This window comes from Corynebacterium sp. P3-F1, assembly GCF_030503635.1.
Taxonomy (GTDB): domain Bacteria; phylum Actinomycetota; class Actinomycetes; order Mycobacteriales; family Mycobacteriaceae; genus Corynebacterium.
Genome location: NZ_CP129965.1, coordinates 622,229 through 639,402, shown reverse-complemented (window position 1 = coordinate 639,402; position 17,174 = coordinate 622,229). Strand labels below are relative to the sequence as shown.

General features: G+C 61.7%; 16 protein-coding genes and 1 riboswitch. Of the genes, 12 read left to right on the top strand and 4 right to left on the bottom strand.

What is annotated here, in order from left to right:
• The first annotated feature begins 294 nt into the window (after positions 1-294).
• The 11 genes from QYQ98_RS02965 to QYQ98_RS02915 all read left to right on the top strand — a co-directional run bounded on the left by QYQ98_RS02965 (position 295) and on the right by QYQ98_RS02915 (position 12,141).
• On the top strand, positions 295-915 hold the full coding sequence (locus QYQ98_RS02965; RefSeq protein ID WP_302007281.1) for a heme-copper oxidase subunit III: 621 nt from the start codon (positions 295-297) through the stop codon (positions 913-915).
• Between the two features lie 55 nt (positions 916-970).
• Positions 971-1,819 carry a c-type cytochrome gene (locus tag QYQ98_RS02960; RefSeq protein ID WP_302007280.1) on the top strand — a complete coding sequence of 283 codons (849 nt, stop codon included), beginning with the start codon at positions 971-973 and terminating at the stop codon, positions 1,817-1,819.
• A complete protein-coding gene (locus QYQ98_RS02955) occupies positions 1,816-3,039 on the top strand; it encodes a ubiquinol-cytochrome c reductase iron-sulfur subunit (RefSeq protein WP_302007279.1) in 1,224 nt (407 codons plus the stop codon). Before QYQ98_RS02960 ends, QYQ98_RS02955 begins: the two co-directional genes overlap by 4 nt.
• Positions 3,039-4,676 (top strand): cytochrome bc complex cytochrome b subunit, encoded by a 1,638-nt coding sequence (locus QYQ98_RS02950; protein WP_302007278.1) that lies wholly within the window; start codon positions 3,039-3,041, stop codon positions 4,674-4,676. The genes QYQ98_RS02955 and QYQ98_RS02950 overlap by 1 nt, the downstream gene beginning before the upstream one ends.
• Positions 4,677-5,046: 370 nt before the next feature.
• Positions 5,047-5,217, top strand: a riboswitch (cyclic di-AMP (ydaO/yuaA leader).
• A gap of 11 nt (positions 5,218-5,228) precedes the next feature.
• Entirely contained in the window at positions 5,229-5,975 is a 747-nt protein-coding gene (locus QYQ98_RS02945) for a C40 family peptidase (RefSeq protein WP_302007277.1), read from the top strand.
• Positions 5,976-6,211: 236 nt separating this feature from the next.
• Positions 6,212-7,255 (top strand): C40 family peptidase, encoded by a 1,044-nt coding sequence (locus QYQ98_RS02940; RefSeq protein WP_302007276.1) that lies wholly within the window; start codon positions 6,212-6,214, stop codon positions 7,253-7,255.
• Positions 7,256-7,261: 6 nt separating this feature from the next.
• Positions 7,262-8,413 carry a glycosyltransferase family 4 protein gene (locus QYQ98_RS02935; RefSeq protein WP_302007275.1) on the top strand — a complete coding sequence of 384 codons (1,152 nt, stop codon included), beginning with the start codon at positions 7,262-7,264 and terminating at the stop codon, positions 8,411-8,413.
• A 42-nt stretch (positions 8,414-8,455) separates the two neighbouring features.
• Positions 8,456-9,418 (top strand): ROK family protein, encoded by a 963-nt coding sequence (locus QYQ98_RS02930; protein ID WP_302007274.1) that lies wholly within the window; start codon positions 8,456-8,458, stop codon positions 9,416-9,418.
• A 7-nt stretch (positions 9,419-9,425) separates the two neighbouring features.
• The gene (locus QYQ98_RS02925; protein WP_302007273.1) at positions 9,426-10,178 is read left to right on the top strand and encodes a 1-acyl-sn-glycerol-3-phosphate acyltransferase; all 753 of its coding nucleotides are present in this window, start codon (positions 9,426-9,428) and stop codon (positions 10,176-10,178) included.
• Positions 10,175-10,693 (top strand): polyadenylate-specific 3'-exoribonuclease AS, encoded by a 519-nt coding sequence (locus QYQ98_RS02920; RefSeq protein ID WP_302007272.1) that lies wholly within the window; start codon positions 10,175-10,177, stop codon positions 10,691-10,693. The genes QYQ98_RS02925 and QYQ98_RS02920 overlap by 4 nt, the downstream gene beginning before the upstream one ends.
• Positions 10,694-10,752: 59 nt before the next feature.
• A complete protein-coding gene (locus tag QYQ98_RS02915; protein ID WP_302007271.1) occupies positions 10,753-12,141 on the top strand; it encodes a class II 3-deoxy-7-phosphoheptulonate synthase in 1,389 nt (462 codons plus the stop codon).
• A 26-nt stretch (positions 12,142-12,167) separates the two neighbouring features.
• Here QYQ98_RS02915 and QYQ98_RS02910 read toward each other — a convergent pair whose 3' ends face one another.
• A complete protein-coding gene (locus QYQ98_RS02910; RefSeq protein WP_302007270.1) occupies positions 12,168-13,454 on the bottom strand; it encodes a protein kinase in 1,287 nt (428 codons plus the stop codon).
• 67 nt (positions 13,455-13,521) lie between these two features.
• On the opposite strand from QYQ98_RS02910, the gene QYQ98_RS02905 reads away from it, so the two are divergent.
• Positions 13,522-13,905, top strand: coding sequence for an Rv2175c family DNA-binding protein (locus tag QYQ98_RS02905; RefSeq protein WP_302007269.1), 384 nt, complete (start codon positions 13,522-13,524; stop codon positions 13,903-13,905).
• On the opposite strand, the gene QYQ98_RS02900 is transcribed toward QYQ98_RS02905, so the two are convergent.
• The 3 genes from QYQ98_RS02900 to QYQ98_RS02890 form a co-directional block, all read right to left on the bottom strand.
• Positions 13,877-15,406, bottom strand: coding sequence for an alpha-(1->6)-mannopyranosyltransferase A (locus tag QYQ98_RS02900; protein ID WP_302007268.1), 1,530 nt, complete (start codon positions 15,404-15,406; stop codon positions 13,877-13,879). The genes QYQ98_RS02905 and QYQ98_RS02900 overlap by 29 nt on opposite strands.
• A 14-nt stretch (positions 15,407-15,420) precedes the next feature.
• The gene (locus tag QYQ98_RS02895; RefSeq protein WP_302007267.1) at positions 15,421-16,518 is read right to left on the bottom strand and encodes a polyprenyl synthetase family protein; all 1,098 of its coding nucleotides are present in this window, start codon (positions 16,516-16,518) and stop codon (positions 15,421-15,423) included.
• Positions 16,519-16,579: 61 nt separating this feature from the next.
• Positions 16,580-17,137, bottom strand: coding sequence for an N-acetyltransferase (locus QYQ98_RS02890; protein ID WP_302007811.1), 558 nt, complete (start codon positions 17,135-17,137; stop codon positions 16,580-16,582).
• Between the last annotated feature and the right edge of the window lie 37 nt (positions 17,138-17,174).

Genomic DNA, 17,174 nt, shown 5'->3' with positions numbered 1-17,174 from the left:
GGGGCGAAATGTGAATCGCATCACACCCGGGAACTGTTTGAGGTGACTCCAGAGCGCGAGCGGCCCGGGAGATTAATCGCGCGCATCGAGGGGGGGTTGGGAGCAGTCTACGAGTTCGTCGATGACCAGCGTCGATGTGCGTCGTAAAGCGGCGCCTTTTAGTTCCCGACAATCTTGGGTGTACCGACACGCGGCTAACCGGCAATTAAAAGGGCAGGTCCACGTTGTGTTCACATGAAAAATCCGGGGGTGAACAAGGTGACTTTATGGATGAAAAGGGCGATACTGTAATGCGTGACGACTGCAACAACGAACCCAGGTATGGCGACAGCGCCCGACCGTCTCCCTGTGCTGAACCGGCCGAATATGGTCAGCGTGGGAACGATCGTGTTCCTCGCCCAAGAATTGATGTTCTTTGCCGGCTTGTTCGCGATGTACTTCACTTCGCGCGCAAACGGCATGTCCAACGGCGATTGGTCGAACCAAACGGCCCACCTAAACGTGGTCTTCGGCACGATCATCACCGTCGTTCTCGTGACCTCCTCGGTCACTTCTCAGATGGGTGTCTTCGCCGCTGAGAAGGGCGACGTCTTCGGTCTGCGCAAATGGTTCACGGTGACCATTGCGCTCGGCGTGGTCTTCTTGGGCCTCGTCGCATTTGAGTGGACCGAGATGGCTATGGCCGGTGTCACCCCGCAGGCTAGTGTGTACGGCTCGGTGTTCTACATCATCACCGGCTTCCACATGGCTCACGTGACGGCGGGAATCATCGCTTTCATTGTGGTCATGCTGCGCGTGGCCAAGTCGAAGTTCACTCCGGCGCAGGCAACCGCCGCCATGGTGACTTCGTACTACTGGCACTTCGTCGACGTCGTGTGGATCGGCGTGTTCGTTACTCTCTACCTGGTTCAGTAGCCCGTCCCTCACCGGACGTAAGCACGAACCACCGATTTTCGCTTAAGGGAACAACATGGATAACACCCCAAAGAAGGCGCGGAACCGCCGCAAGATGCGCCGCACCGCCGCCGGCGCTCTTGCGCTCGGTATCGGCCTGTCGGGTGCCGGCCTGCTGGCTACGGCCCTGACCCCGGATGCACAGGTGGCCACCGCCCAACGCGATGACCAAGCGCTGATCCAGGAGGGCAAGGACCTCTACGAGCAGGCCTGCATCACCTGCCACGGCGCAAACCTCCAGGGCGTGAAGGATCGCGGCCCGTCCCTCATCGGTACTGGCGAGGGCGCTGTGTACTTCCAGGTGAACTCCGGCCGTATGCCGATGATGTCTAACGATGCCCAGGCTGAGCGTAAGAAGCCGCGCTACTCCGAGGCGCAGACCTTGGCTTTGGCGGCATACGTCGCAGCTAACGGCGGCGGCCCGGAGCTCGTCTACAACGAAGACGGCTCGATCGCTATGGAAGAGCTTCGTGGCAAGAACTTCGATGGCGAAATCCAGGCTGCCGATGTTGCACGTGGCTCGGAGCTGTTCCGCCTGAACTGCGCTTCCTGCCACAACTTCACTGGACGCGGTGGTGCGCTGTCGTCCGGTAAGTACGCGCCGGTTCTGGACCCGGCCAATGAGCAGGAGATTTACCAGGCGATGCTGACTGGTCCGCAGAACATGCCGAAGTTCTCGGACCGCCAGCTGACAGCAGATGAAAAGCGCGACATCATCGCCTTCATCAAGTCGTCCAAGGAGACCCCGAGCCCCGCAGGTTGGGCGTTGGGCGGCATTGGCCCCGTCGCTGAGGGTCTGGCTATGTGGATCATTGGCGTCACCCTCGTCGGTGCAGCCGCAATGTGGATTGGATCGCGCTCATGAGCAACGAAGTGAAGAAGAATTACACCAGCGAGGAGCTGGACAAGATGAGCAACGCCGAGTTCGCCGCTCTGGGCACCGAGCTTGACGACGTTACGGTGGCGTACCGGAAGGAACGCTTTCCGATCGAGAACGACCCTGCTGAGCAGCGTGCGCAAACCGGCATCAACATTTGGTTGGTGCTCTCAATCATCGCGGGTCTTGCTTTCTTAGGCGTCTACCTGTTCTGGCCATGGGAGGCTCGCTTCCACGGCCAAGAGGGCTTGTGGAAGTACAGTCTGTACACTCCGCTACTCGGCCTGACATCGGGCCTGTCGCTCGTTTCCCTTGGCGTAGCTATTGTGCAGTACGTCAAGAAGTTCGTGCCGGAGGAGATCGCGGTGCAGCGTCGCCACGACGGCCGCTCTTCGGAGCTCGACCGGCGTACGACGACCGCCCTGCTCAACGATGCGTGGCAGACCTCCACTCTTGGTCGCCGCAACGTGATGAAGGGTCTTCTTGGCGGTGCCGGACTGATGGCCGGATTGGTCATCATCGCTCCGCTCGGCGGCATCATCAAGAACCCGTGGCGCGTCCGCCACGAGATGAACTACAACGGCGACGGCACTCTGTGGACCCAGGGCTGGTCCCTGGCCCGCGAAGGCAAGAAGCTGTACCTGGGTCGTGACACGGCCGCCATCGCCGAACTGCACGAAACGGGTGCTGGCAAGCACTACAGCACCGCTGGTGTTTCCCGCCTCGTGCGCATGCGTCCGGAGGATCTCGATGCGGCCGCCATGGAAACGGTCTTCCCGCTGTTGGAAGAGGACGTCAACGACGGCAATAAGTACGACCCGGAGCGCGACGTGTACGAGAACCACATGCACTCCATCCACGGTCCGCGTAACGCCGTCATGCTGATCCGCCTGCGTTCGTCCGACGCCGAGAAGGTCGTCGAGCGCGAGGGTCAGGAGGACTTCCACTACGGCGATTACTACGCCTACTCCAAGATTTGCACGCACATTGGTTGCCCGACCTCGCTGTACGAGGCCCAGACCAACCGCATTTTGTGCCCGTGCCACCAGTCGCAGTTCGATGCGCTGGAGCACGGCAAGCCGGTCTTCGGCCCGGCGGCGCGCGCACTGCCGCAGCTGCCGATCGAAATTGACGAAGACGGTTACCTCATCGCCCGCGGGGACTTCATTGAGCCCGTCGGCCCGGCCTTCTGGGAGCGTAAGTCATAATGAGCACGAAACTGGAACAAGCCGCGGACAACATCGACTCGCGGTACACAATCTCGGGCATTCTTCGCCCGCAGCTGAACAAGGTCTTCCCGACTCACTGGTCCTTCATGCTAGGTGAGATGGCGCTGTACAGCTTCATCATTCTCCTGCTGACCGGTGTGTACCTCGCCCTGTTCTTCGATCCCTCGATCACCAAGGTGATCTACGACGGCGGCTACCTCCCGCTCAACGGTGTCGAGATGTCGCGCGCATACGCGACGGCGCTGGACATTTCCTTCGAGGTGCGTGGCGGCCTGTTTGTACGTCAGATGCACCACTGGGCTGCCCTCATGTTCATGATGGCAATGTTCGCCCACATGCTGCGTATCTTCTTCACCGGCGCTTTCCGTCGCCCGCGTGAAGCGAACTGGATTATTGGCGTCACCCTTATCCTGCTGGGCATGGCAGAGGGCTTCATGGGCTACTCCCTTCCGGACGACCTGCTCTCCGGCGTCGGTCTGCGAATCATGTCCGCGATTATCGTGGGTCTGCCCATCATCGGTACCTGGCTCCACTGGGCGATGTTCGGCGGCGATTTCCCGTCCGACCTCATGCTGGACCGTTTCTACATCCTCCACGTTCTGATTCTCCCGGGCATCATTCTCGCGCTCATCGCTGCGCACCTGCTGCTCGTCTGGTTCCAGAAGCACACCCAGTTCCCCGGGCCGGGTCGCTCCGAGAACAACGTCGTGGGTATCCGCATTATGCCGGTCTTCGCTGTGAAGGCAGTCGGCTTCGGTCTCCTGGTCTTCGGTGTCCTGGCTCTCATGGCAGGTCTCACCACCATCAACGCCATCTGGAATATCGGCCCGTACAACCCGTCGCAGGTCTCCGCTGGTTCCCAGCCGGATATTTACATGCTCTGGACTGACGGTGCCGCACGTGTCATGCCGGCGTGGGAGCTTTACTTGGGCAACTACACCATCCCGGGCGTGTTCTGGGTTGCGCTGCTCGCCGGCCTCATGGTTGTTCTGCTGCTGACCTACCCGTTCATCGAGAAGAAGGTGACGGGCGACGATGCCCACCACAACCTGTTGCAGCGTCCGCGCGATGTACCGGTTCGCACCGGTATCGGCGTGATGGCTCTGGTCTTCTTCCTGCTGCTGACGCTGTCCGGTGGTAACGACCTGTTTGCTTACCACTTCCAGATCTCGCTCAACGCGATGACCTGGGTCGGTCGTATCGGCCTGATCGTACTGCCGCCGTTGGCTTACTTCATCACCTACCGTATTTGCGTCGGTCTGCAACGCAGTGACCGCGAGGTTCTTGAGCATGGTCTGGAGACCGGCGTGATCAAGAAGCTGCCGAACGGTGCGTTCGTTGGCGTCCACCAGCCGCTCGGGCCGGTCGACGACCACGGTCACCAGCTGCCACTCGAGTACGCGGGTGCCCGCGTGCCGAAGCAAATGAACGAGCTCGGTTATGCCGACTCTGAGACCTCCGGAGTCTTTTCGCCAGATGATCCGTCGATCACAGCGAAGCGCAATGAGATTAAGCGCGCTAACCACCACGAAGAGGTGGAGACCCTCCGTGCCCTCGAGGCCGAGAAGGAGCTCTCCGACCGCGACGCTGGTGCCTCGGTGCGCAAGCGCAAATAGGACGCGCTAGTAAGCGTCTAGCCTCCTCCCTCGCGCTCCACGTCAACACCGTGGGGTAGGGAGGAGGTTTCGTCTTTTATAGCGTTTGAGTAACGGTGTGGCGAGCGTCACAAAAGAGTTTCTGGATGCAAGTGGTCGCTTGAACGGCGTTGGGTCTTCAGGTGAAGAAATTGTAAAACTGCAGCGTAGCGTAACTGCGTCTTGCGAATTCCCGGAAGCTGGGATGCGCCTGTGAGCGGCGACCGGTCCCGCAGACCACTAAAATCAGAAAATTACGAATTGATAACGGGCGCGCCGCTAGACAACATCCGTATCCATTTCGTAACCTATTCGAGACCTTGCGACCGCAGAGGCGCAAGCGATAAGACATCTGAACACTAAGCCGAATTCCGTCTCAGACCGAAAAGGGATGGAAGCCGGGGAACCGACACAACACCTGGGGTGAATGGAAGCAAGGGGCGTTGAAAGCGCTGGAGCTTCCCAAGGTGATTTCCTGCATCGAACCCGACAGCTAACCCGGTAGGCGTCACTGGAACATATTGGAGATTGTCCATGGCTAAGCACCGCCGTCAGAACGCGTCTGCAAAGCGCAGCATCGCTACCGCCTCCGCGATCCTCGCGGGTGCGACCCTCATTGCACCGACCACCGCTAACGCCGCGCAGGTGAAAGTTCCCAACTCGGGAATCGCTACTGAGATCCCGGGGATTGAGAATGTTCCGGGGATTGCTAATGTTCCGGGTATTGACCAGTGGATCCCGTCCCTGGCCGGTAAGGGCGACCAGAGTGCTGATGTTCGCGCCGCCATCGCCGCTGTCAAGAACGTGCCGGGAATCACGAACGTGCCGGGCTTCAATGACTGGATCAACGGCGTCGAGGCTCAGTACGCGCCGGCCGCTAAGGCCGAGTACCGCGCTGTGAATAAGCCTGCTGCTCCGGCCCCGGCTCCGAAGCAGTCCCAGGGCGACCGTATTGTGTCCATTGCTAAGTCCAAGATCGGCTCCCCGTACGTCTACGGTGCTGCTGGCCCGAACGCATTCGACTGCTCCGGTTTCACCTCCTGGGTCCACGCTCAGGTTGGTAAGCAGATTCCGCGCACCTCCGGTGCACAGGCATCCGCCGGCCGTAAGGTCGCGATTTCCGATTTGCAGCCGGGCGATGTCGTCGTCTACTACAGCGGTGCCTCCCACGTTGCCATCTACGCGGGTAACGGTCAGATCATTGACGCGCTGAACTCCGGCACCCCGGTGGGCTACCGCCCGCTGAACTACATGCCGATTCACTCGGCTGTCCGGTTCTAAGAGGCAATTCAGCGCTCTCGTCCGGCCGCATTTCCCGTGTTAAGTCTAAGCGGGGAATGCGGCCGGTTTCGCACTTTTTGGCCACTCCAGTCACATCAGGGATCACTGGAAACTTTCTTCCGCGAGTGTTTGACCAGTGGCGAGCGACCGATTAACTTTGTTACAAGTTTGTAACCCTCATCTTTTCTGCGGCCCAGTTTATGGGCTCTTCTCTGTTTCTGAAAGAGGTTTTCCAGATGGGTAAGCACCGCGCATCCACTCGTTCATCCACTCGTTTTGGCTTCCGCACCGTCCTTGCTTCCGCTGGTATGGCAGCTGTCGTCACTGCATCTGGTGTTCCGGTGCCAGCTCAGGCGGATGAAGTCGAAGAGTTGATCAAGCAGATGAGCGCGACGTCGGACAAAGCCACTGCGAAAGCCGAAGAGGTCAAGCAGATTGAGGCAGACATCGAGAGGGGCGAGCGTGAGGTCGCCGCGTTGAAGAAAACGGCGGAGGTCGCACAGCGTGATGCCCGCAAGGCTGCGACGGCTCAGGACGGTGCCCAAGGCGAAGTGAACAACCACGCCAGGGCTCAATACCGCAACCTGTCCAACGACGCGAACGTCAATGCTCTTGAATCGGCGAACCCTCAAGAGGCGATCGACCGCGCAGCGTACTTGGGTTCGTTGTCCCGTTCGGCCCAGCGGACTTTGAATGAGTCACAGCGGTTGAATAAGGAAGCTGCGCAGCGCGCAACAGACGCGAACATTGCTGTCGCCGTGGCCAATTACCGTCAGGCGGAACTCGAGGGCAAACGAAAGAAGCTCGACAGTGAGCGCCGCGAGCTCGAGGACAGGGTCAAGGATGTTGAACAGCGGGTGGATGCCTTCACTCCTGAGCAGCGTTCGCGGTGGGAGTCCAAGAACGGTCCTGTGAGCTTGAACGTTCCGCCTTCGGCCACAGCGAACGGTGTGGTCGGAGCCGCGTTGTCGAAGATCGGTTCCCCGTATGGCTGGGGTGCGGCCGGTCCGAATCAGTTCGATTGCTCGGGGCTGATGTACTGGGCGTACGCCCAGAATGGTAAGTCCATTCCGCGTACGTCCCAGGCGCAGCTGGCGGGTGGCACGCCAGTGTCGATGTCTGAGCTGCAGCCGGGCGACATTATCGGGTACTACCCGGGCGTGACCCACGTTGCCATGTACGTCGGCAACGGTCAGGTTGTTCACGCTTCGGATTACGGTATCCCGGTCCAGGTTGTCCCGGTCAATTCCATGCCTGCTCAGGGAGCTGTCCGCTACTAGCGGAGTATGACGACATTATTGGTTACGAATGATTTCCCGCCCACTGTCGGCGGGATTCAGTCGTATCTGCGGGATTTCACCGGTGAAATAGTGCGGCTCCTTGGGCCTGAGTCTCTCGTCGTCTTCGCGTCCACCCAAGACAAGCAGGGGTCCGCGCTTTTCGACGCCACGGTTCCATTTCCCGTCCACCGCTGGCCCTCCACAGTGATGCTGCCTACCCCCGCGACTGTCCGCCGCATGAGTGCTTTGATCCGTGAGCACGACATCAGAACTGTGTGGTTCGGCGCATCGGCTCCTTTGGCTGTGATGGCTCCTGCTGCGCGGCGGGCGGGAGCCGCACGGATCGTTGCCACGACTCACGGGCACGAAGTCGGCTGGTCTATGTTGCCTGGAGCGCGGCAGGTGCTGCGGCGTATCGGTGCTTCCGCCGACACGGTGACATACGTCTCCGAGTTCACTTTCAACCGTTTCCACAGGGCATTCGGGAGCCACCCGGAATTCGTGCACCTGCCGTCCGGCGTGGACATCGATTTCTTCCGTCCTGCGACTGACGGTCAGCGAGCCGCCGCGCGGAGACGAAACAATCTCGGGGTGGGACCATTGGTCGTCGTTGCATCTCGTCTGGTTCCGCGGAAAGGGCAGGACCGGTTGATTGAGTGCTGGCCGACGGTACGCGACGCTGTCCCCGGCGCCAAGCTCGCTGTGGTGGGGCAGGGAAGCTACGGCAAATACCTGAGGCGACTTGCCGCGCGCCACGGTGTCGAGGAAGACGTGTGCTTCCTCGGACGCTTACCGCGGGAAGAGATGCGCGATGTAGTTGCTGCTGCCGATGTCATGGCCATGCCAGCCCGGACCCGCGGCGGCGGATTGGACGTTGAAGGATTGGGCATTGTCTACCTCGAGGCGCAGGCGTGCGGTGTCCCGGTGATAGCGGGGAATTCTGGGGGTGCGCCAGAGACAGTCACCGACGACACAGGCATCGTCGTGGATGGGCAAGACCACGAGGAGATCGCCCGGGCTGTGATTACGCTGCTGGGGGACCCCGGCCGTCGAAAAGCGATGGCCGAAGCGGGGTGCGCAATGGTGCGCGAGCGGTTCTCCTGGCCTGTATTGGGAAGCCGCTTGGCTGAATGTCTTCAGCCCGCTGGTGCTGGGTGAGGAAGGAAGGGTCCCGAAGCGGCGGGGCTAGAATGTTGACTCATGCCTACGCAAGACAGTGCCGCTCCACTCACCATCGGCTTCGACATCGGCGGTACGAACACCCGTGCGGGCGTAGTCGACTGCAATGGCACTGTCATGGACACAGTGTCCACCCACACGCCTGAGGACGAGGATGGCCTTGTCCACGCCATCGTTGAACTCGTGGAGCAGTTGCGCCGCATTCACCCCGTCGCGGCAGTGGGGGTTGCAGTTGCCGGTTTTCTGGATCCGGCGTGCGAAGTGGTTCGTTTCGCTCCGCATCTGCCCTGGCGCGACAATGAGCCGGTCCGTGACATTCTCCAGCAGGAACTCGAGTTACCCGTCCGGCTGGAGCACGACGCCAATTCGGCGGCGTGGGGTGAATACCGCTTCGGCGCCGCGAAAGACGTTGACACGTGGGTACTGTTTGCCGTCGGCACCGGCATCGGCGCCACACTCATGCACCACGGGGAAATCTACCGGGGATCCTTTGGAACCGCGCCTGAATTCGGTCACCTCACGGTAGTGCCCGGCGGGCGCGCTTGCTCCTGCGGCAAACGCGGCTGCTTGGAACGGTACGCGTCAGGTACCGCACTGGTGGATACGGCAGTGGAGATCGCGGAACGGGGCGGGTTTGAAAGTTGCGGGCTCTACCGGCGCGTCGTGGATAAGCGTGCATCCGGAAACGATGTCGTGTCTGCTGCCCGTTCCGGCGACGCGCTGGCGCTGGCGACGATGGATCACTTTGCCACGTGGCTCGGGCAAGGCCTGTCCATTGTGTGCGACGTGATGGACCCGGAGCTCATCGTCCTCGGCGGGGGAGTGAGCCAAGATGCGGATTTGTTCCTGGACAACGCCTGCGCTGGCATGAATGCGGGTGCCGTCGGAGCAGGATTCCGTCCCACGCCGCGCCTGCAAACCGCTGAGCTCGGTGCGCAGGCAGGTATGATTGGCGTTGCTGATTTGGCCCGAGACCTGGTTTAGAGGAAGCATGAACAACAAGTGGTACAAGTTTTTCAAGTACATCCTGATCGGGCCGTGGCTGCGGGTCTGGAACAGGCCTGAGACTGAAGGCCTGGGGAACATCCCCCCGGAGGGGACACCGGCGCTCATGGTGTCAAACCACCAGGCCGTGATGGATTCCTTCTACTTCCCGCTGGTTTGTCCGCGTCAGCTCGTGCACCCCGCGAAGAAGGAGTACTTCACCTCCCCGGGCATCTCCGGCGCCATCCAGAAATTCTTCATGACGTCTGTGGGGCAGGTGCCCATCGACCGTGATGCCAAGGACGCGGGAGACAACCTCGTTAAAGTGACACAAGAGGTCTTCGACAACGGGGACTTGTTCTGCATCTACCCGGAGGGCACGCGCTCCCCGGACGGCCGTATTTACAGGGGCAAGACCGGCATGGCCCGCGTAGCTATGAACTCCGGTGTTCCGTGCATTCCGGTCGCCATGATCGGCACCCGCAACGCCAACCCGATCGGTACATGGATTCCACGCCCCGCCAAGGTGCGTGTCAAGATCGGCCAACCCGTCGATCCGCACCAGTGGGCACGCGACCACGGCTACAATCCGAACGATTCCGCCGTCTGGCGCCCGTTCACTGACTTCTTCATCCAGCAGCTCGTCGAGCTGTCCGGCTACGACCACGTCGACGCGTACGCCGCCGACGTGAAGAAATCGCTCGAGGCGGGAAACGGCTACCCGGAGGGCACGGAGCCTGACTGGCAGAAAATGCAGTGAGGTACTTCTACGACACCGAGTTCATCGAGGACGGGGCGACCATCGAGCTGATCTCGATCGGCATCGTCGCGGAAGACGGACGCGAGTACTACGCAGTGTCCACCGACTTCGACGCATCCCGCGCGAATCCGTGGGTGCGGGAGAACGTTCTAGAGAAGTTGCCTAACCCGCAACGCCCCGAATGGAAACCGAAGCAGACCATTCGCGAGGAGGTCTTCGCGTTCCTTACCGCCACGGACTCGAAGCCGGAATTGTGGGCGTGGGTTGGGGCCTATGATCATGTCGTGTTGGCGCAGCTCTGGGGGGATATGGCCAAATTACCCAAGGAGATGCCCCGCTACACGCGTGAGCTGCGGCAATATTGGGACATGGCCGGACGCCCCACGCTGCCCCCGGCACCCCAAGGCAACCACGATGCACTGGTGGATGCCCGCCATAACCTCCTTAAATTCAGGATCTGCTCGCGTTCCTTGCCTCTAGATCGGCGCGGTCACGCCACTGTCCGGCACCAATGACCCAGCTCATTTCGACCACGTGCTACGTCTTCAGCTGAGGACGTGCTAGAAGTAAAGGGGTGAGTTGGACAGTAGACATCCCCAAAGAAGTGTTGCCCGATCTGCCGCCGCTTCCCGGTGACATCAATGAGGCGTTTCAGGACGTCGTTTCCCGTGATGCGAAGCAGCAGCCGACATGGGATGAGAATGCGTCCCTGTACGTGCGCAAGATCCTTGAGTCGGTTCCGCCTGTCGTGGTGGCGCCCGAGGTACACAAGCTGAAGAAGCAGTTGGCTGAGGTAGCCAACGGTGAGGCGTTCTTGCTGCAGGGTGGTGACTGCGCTGAGACCTTCGAGTCCAACACTGAGCCGCACATTCGCGCCAACATCAAGACGCTGCTGCAGATGGCGGTGGTGCTTACCTACGGTGCATCCACCCCTGTGGTGAAGCTCGCCCGCATTGCCGGACAGTACGCCAAGCCGCGCTCTTCCGACCTGGATGAGAACGGTCTGCCGAATTACCGCGGCGATATTGTCAACGGTGTGGAGCCCACCGAGGAGTCCCGCCGCCACGACCCGGCCCGCATGGTCCGTGCGTACGCGAACTCATCGGCAGCAATGAACTTGGTGCGTGCCCTGACCACGTCGGGTACGGCCGACCTGTACCGCGTCGAGGCGTGGAACCGCGAGTTCGTGGCCAACTCCGCTGCCGGTGCACGCTACGAGGCCCTCTCGCGCGAAATCACCCGCTCCCTGCACTTCATGGATGCATGTGGAGTCAACGACCGTGAGCTGCGAACCTCCGAAATCTACGCGTCTCACGAGGCACTGCTCGTGGACTACGAGCGTGCTATGCTGCGCCTGGCGGAGGACGAGAAGGGAGAGACTAAGCTCTACGACCTGTCCGCGCACCAGCTGTGGATCGGTGAGCGCACCCGCGGGCTGGAGGACTTCCACGTCAACTTCGCGGCTTTGATCGACAACCCGATCGGCATCAAGCTCGGACCTTCGGTGACTCCGGAAGAAGCTGTTGCGTACGCCGACAAGCTGGACCCGAACCGTGAGCCCGGCCGTCTCACCATGGTGGCCCGAATGGGGCACGATAAGGTCCGCGACGTGTTGCCGGGCATTGTCGACGCTGTCGAACGTTCCGGCCATAAGGTCGTGTGGCAGTCCGACCCGATGCACGGCAACACCTTCACCGCGTCCAACGGGTACAAGACCCGCCACTTCGACAAGATCATTGACGAGGTCCAGGGCTTCTTCGAGGTACACCGTCACTTGGGTACCCACCCAGGCGGCATCCACATCGAGTTGACCGGCGAGCACGTTACCGAGTGCCTCGGCGGCGCGCAGGACATCACCGACATCGATCTCCCGGGCCGCTACGAGTCCGCCTGCGACCCGCGCCTGAACACCGAGCAAGCTCTGGAGTTGGCGTTCCTCGTCGCGGAGATGCTCCGCAACTAGCGTTCACCGCTTAGATCGGCCCGGAATTACTCCGGCATCCGAAGGATTTCCGGGATCTCACCGTAGGCCCCGGAGCCGAACCACCAGCCACCGACAGCAACTGCTGCGGTGGCTGTTGCTATGAGGAGCAAAGCTACTACCACGGCGACACCTGAGCGGTTAGTCTCCACCGGGGGAAGCTCAGGTTCCGGATGGTCGAGGCTTCTCTCGAGGATCTTGTCCCGATCCAACGGGGGCACATGGGGTTCGTACGGTGCCGGTGCTGGGACCGGGGCCACCGGGACCACTACCGGGGCATGAGTCGGTGCAGGGGCCGCCGGGTACCGGTACGGGGAAGCAGGTTCTGCTTCTCTCGCGGCCCTGTTTGGCTGCTCAGGCTGGCGGTGCGTTGCCGGAGCATCCATCTGAGTCACGCTGGTGGGGATCGCCGCTACCCGGTTCGCCGCCGACTGGGTGGGGGCGGGGACAGTGAAATCCGGAAGCCCTAGCTCGAACGCCACGTCGTCGAGCGCAGCCAGGAATTCGTCGGCATCCGTGAAACGTTCGCGGGGATCGCGGGCGGTGGCGGTGGCCACGAGCTCGTCGAAAAGCTTGGGTATGCCCGGCATGCGTGAGGACGGCGCGGGGACATCGAGGCGAAGGCGCACAAGCGCGTGAGAGAGCGATGTGTCCCCGTCGAACGGAACAGTTCCGGTGAGCAGCTCAAACAAGACGATTCCGGCAGAGTACACGTCAGACGCCTGGGTGATCTCGCTCCCGTCGACCTGCTCTGGGGAGAGGTACGCGACGGTTCCAACGATCTGGTCGGTTGAATGATGCGCGTCATCAGCGGCGCGGACGAGGCCGAAGTCGGCGAGCTTCACTGTGTTGTCGCCGTTGATGAGAATGTTGTCCGGTTTGATGTCGCGGTGCACGAGGCCGCGGCGGTGGGCGACGGACAGGCCTGTCAGCGTCGCGCGCATGACGGCGGCGGCCGCATGGGGCGGCATCGGGCCGCGCTCGGCGAGCAGCTCCCGCAACGTGCCCCCAGTGATGAGCTCCATGATGAGGAACACGTCCTCGCCTGCGGCAGAGAAATCGTACACATTGACCAGATTCGGGTGGCTGAGCTGCGCCATTGCGCGGGCCTCGCGGGCGAATCGGTCCAGGAAGACGTCGTCGTGGACGTAGCGTTCGTCCATGACCTTTGCGGCCACCTCGCGTCCCAGGCGTGTGTCCAGGCAGCGGTACACGGTTGACATGCCGCCGCGCGCAATGGGGCGGTCGATGAGATACCGGTCTTCCAGCACATCGCCGGCTGCGAGGTGAGTCATGCCGTCCAGTATGGTGCACGCACTGCGTTGAACGGTAGCAACCCCCGTTACGCGTAGAGTGGCGGGCGTGAGTTTTACAGAGCACGACACCAACGCCCGTGACATCGACGCGCTGTTGAACGGCGAAGAGCTGTTGACGTTTCCTGAGGTAGCTGAGCGCCTCGGTGTCCCCGTGACCAAGGTGCACGACTACGTCAACGCCGGCAAGCTCGTGTCCCACAAACAGGGCAGCACGAGAGTGATCCCCGAGCTGTTGCTCGATGAGGGCAAGGACCTATCCAAGTTCATCGCGGGTGCCATCACCGTGCTTCTCGACGGTGGCTTCAACCAGGACGAGATCCTGATCTACTTGTTCACCGAGGACGAGAGTTTGCCGGGCCGGCCAATCGATGCGCTGCACGGTCACGGCGCGCGCGAAGTGATCAGGCGCGCGCAGGCGATGGCGTTCTAGCCGTCCGCGTTTCACCGCCGCCATCGGCGCCGGGTGTCCGCGGCAGCACGTAGGCTGCGGCGCACCATCCAACGACAACAGCCACGAGCATCCACGCGCCGTTGTAGAAGTTGTGGTTGCCGCTGCCGCTGAACGCCAGCGCAACGATGACGGACACACCAACGGCTAGGCGTGTCATCCACCGCGGGGGATTGAATGTGCCCGCCACGGAGAGTGCGGAAGCGAAGTACCAGGGCAACGTCACCGCATTGAACACGAACGCGACCATGTAGGCCAAAGCCATTCCCATGATGTTGCGGCGCTCAGTCTGCCGGAACAACCACCACATGACGACGAGACCAACGAGCATGAGCACAGAGCCCGCCGTTCTCGTTGCACTGAGGACAACGTTGTAGGGGAATTCTTCGTCGAAAAGCTGGATGAACGGCGTGATGGCGTCGGCTGCAAGTGTTGCCCCCGACAGTGGGTTGACAACCTTCGAATTGCCGGAGATCTGCTCCAGCCACCCCCACGATGTGCCCGAGGCGACCGTCACGGCTGCAACGGAAACGACCGCGACCGCGACCACAGCGAAACCGGACACGAGGAAAGCTCCCACCCGCCGGGCGTGGCGTGCGGCATCAGGTGCGTAGTGGTGCGCGGCCATCCACACGATGAACGGCAAGGTCACTGCGGCGGTCGCCTTGAGGGACACAGCGACACCGGCGGCGACTGTTCCAAGCACGAAACGGCGGTTCAGGCATGCCAACAGACCGAGGCTGACCAAGCCGACCATCACCGATTCATTGTGCATGCCGCCAACCATGTGGATGAGCATGACGGGGTTGGCCACGCCGAGCCACAGTGCAAGCGCGGGATCGCCGCCGAGCCGCCGCGCAATCCGTGGAATCGCCCACGCGATGGCTGCGAACCCTGCCAGGGAAATGAATTTGTAGCAGATGATGCCAGCCATCACGTTCTCGCCGACGAAGCTGGTCACTCCGTTGCCGATCCACAGGTGCAGGGGGCCGTACGGGGTGGTTGTGTTGCGCCAATCGTGGGAGACCTCCAGCAGATACGGCCCGGGATTCACAGCGGCGCCCTCGGAATACGGATCGAATCCGTCGCGGACCATGGCACCCTGCATGAGGTAGGAGTACACGTCCCGCGACATGAGTGGTGTGGCGAGCAGCAGCGGGGCAGCGGAGGACCACAGTGCGGATCGGGCGTAGCTCAGACGATCCGCAACGACAGCGGCGGCGGAGTCGGCTGGGCCTTCTCTCTCGGGCACGATGTGGCGCCCGACGGCAACCCACCCGGCCACGAGAAGAAACAAGCCCACAACTAGAGCGATGTTGAACAGACCGCGTGCGTGGCCGTACGCGAGAAACTCGAGTCCTAGGTGGTCTAGCATTCCGCCGCGGTTGCGGGTCGCGCCGGCCCCGAAAGAACCGACTGCGAGAAGCGCGGAGCCGATGATGCCCAGCCGCACGGCCGTCGTTGGGGAGACATGTCTTTTCATCGCCACCGCGCTCCTTACTTGCGGCGGGATGTCGCTTTGATTGCCAGGTCAGTGAGGGTCTCAACCGAGTCAGCACTGATTCCGGCATTGTCCAAGTATTTCAGGCCGGATTCGGTCAGCTGGCTGATGCGTTCCTCGACGATGTCCATGGCACCGGTGGATTCGATGATGCGGGCAAGCTCTGCGATCTCGACCGGGTCTGTGGCAGTACCGATGCCAGCCCGCAACCTCTCGGCGGCTGCCTGATCGGAGGAGTCTGCTGCTTGCAGAGCGATCGCGTAGAGGGCGGTCCGCTTACCTTCGCGCAGGTCGTCGCCGGCCGGCTTGCCGGTCACACCCGGATCACCGAAGACGCCCAAGAGATCGTCGCGAAGCTGGAATGCCATACCGATATCCCGGCCGTATCCGCGCAACGCAGCGATGGTCTCCGCACCCGCATCCGCGATTGCCGCTCCGAGATGCAAAGGGCGCTCGACCGTGTACGCGGCCGTCTTGTACCGGTTGACGGCGTTGGCCATCTCTTCGCTCTCGCTGTTGGACGCCTCGAGCGAGATATCCAAGATCTGCCCGCCGATCACCTCCGCGCGCATCCCACGCCACGGTTCGGCAGCGCGGAGTAGCGCCGCCTCGCTGAGTCCCGAATCACGCCACATGTCGTCCGCCCACACGAGCGCGAGATCCCCCAATAAAATAGCGACGTTTTCGCCGTAGGTGTCCGAATCTCCGTTCCACTTGTGCTGCGCGTGTTCGGCGGCGATTGCCCGGTGCACCGTGGGTCTGCCGCGCCGGGTGTCGGAGGCGTCGATGATGTCATCGTGGATGAGCGCGCAAGCCTGAATCAGTTCCAACGAGCTGACCGCGCGAAGGACTGCCGCGGGGTCTTCGGCTCCGATGTCCCCGTCCACAGTCGCCGCGTACCCCACCCAGCCATAAGTTGGACGGATGCGTTTCCCGCCGCCGAGCACGAAATCTCGAACGTGCCCCGCGGCTTGCGCGACGGGACCGCCGATTTCGCTAATCGACGCCACGCTGGACTCAAGGAAATCCTCGAGCTCCCGTTCAACTGCCCCAGGGACATCCGCGACAGATACTAGGGGTGTGCGCTCGCTCAACAGTCGTAGCTCCTTATCCTGCGGGGTGGGACGATTACGGCACACTCTACCGGGGGTGAACTCACAGTAGTGGCAATGTCCGCCCGAGAACGGCGAAGGGGCGGGGATCACCCGCATAGGTGAAATTGCGCAGCACATCCCGGAACCCCAGGGAACGGTAAAGACCGAATGCCGCGTTAGCTTCGCGCGGCACCTCGGGCGTGGACAGCAGAACAAAAGGCTGGGGAGCCTGGCTTAGGAGACGGGTAATCAGGGTGCGGCCAATTCCTCCACCTTGCAGTTGTGGGGAGACATGTATTTCTGCGAGCTCGAAATAACTGTCCACGATTTCGATCATGTGCGGGGTCATGGCGTGGTTGTTCACCAGTCCGCTGCGCAGTTGCCGGTCCCACCACCGATTCGGGGACCCACGGAACCCGTATGCGATCCCCGCTAGTTCGTCATTTGCGAATGCAGCCACGGCGGCGAAATCCCGCTCTGTGGAGTCGCGCTGCCAGACGTTCACGCGTTGCTCGCGGATGGATACGGGGTAATTCATTGCCCTGATGTAGAGATCCACGAGTTGCGGCGACATGGCAGAGAACTCGTGCGGGGACAGATCGCGGAAAGTGACGGACACGGTCTCCATCGAACCACGCAAACAAAGCGGTTGCGCA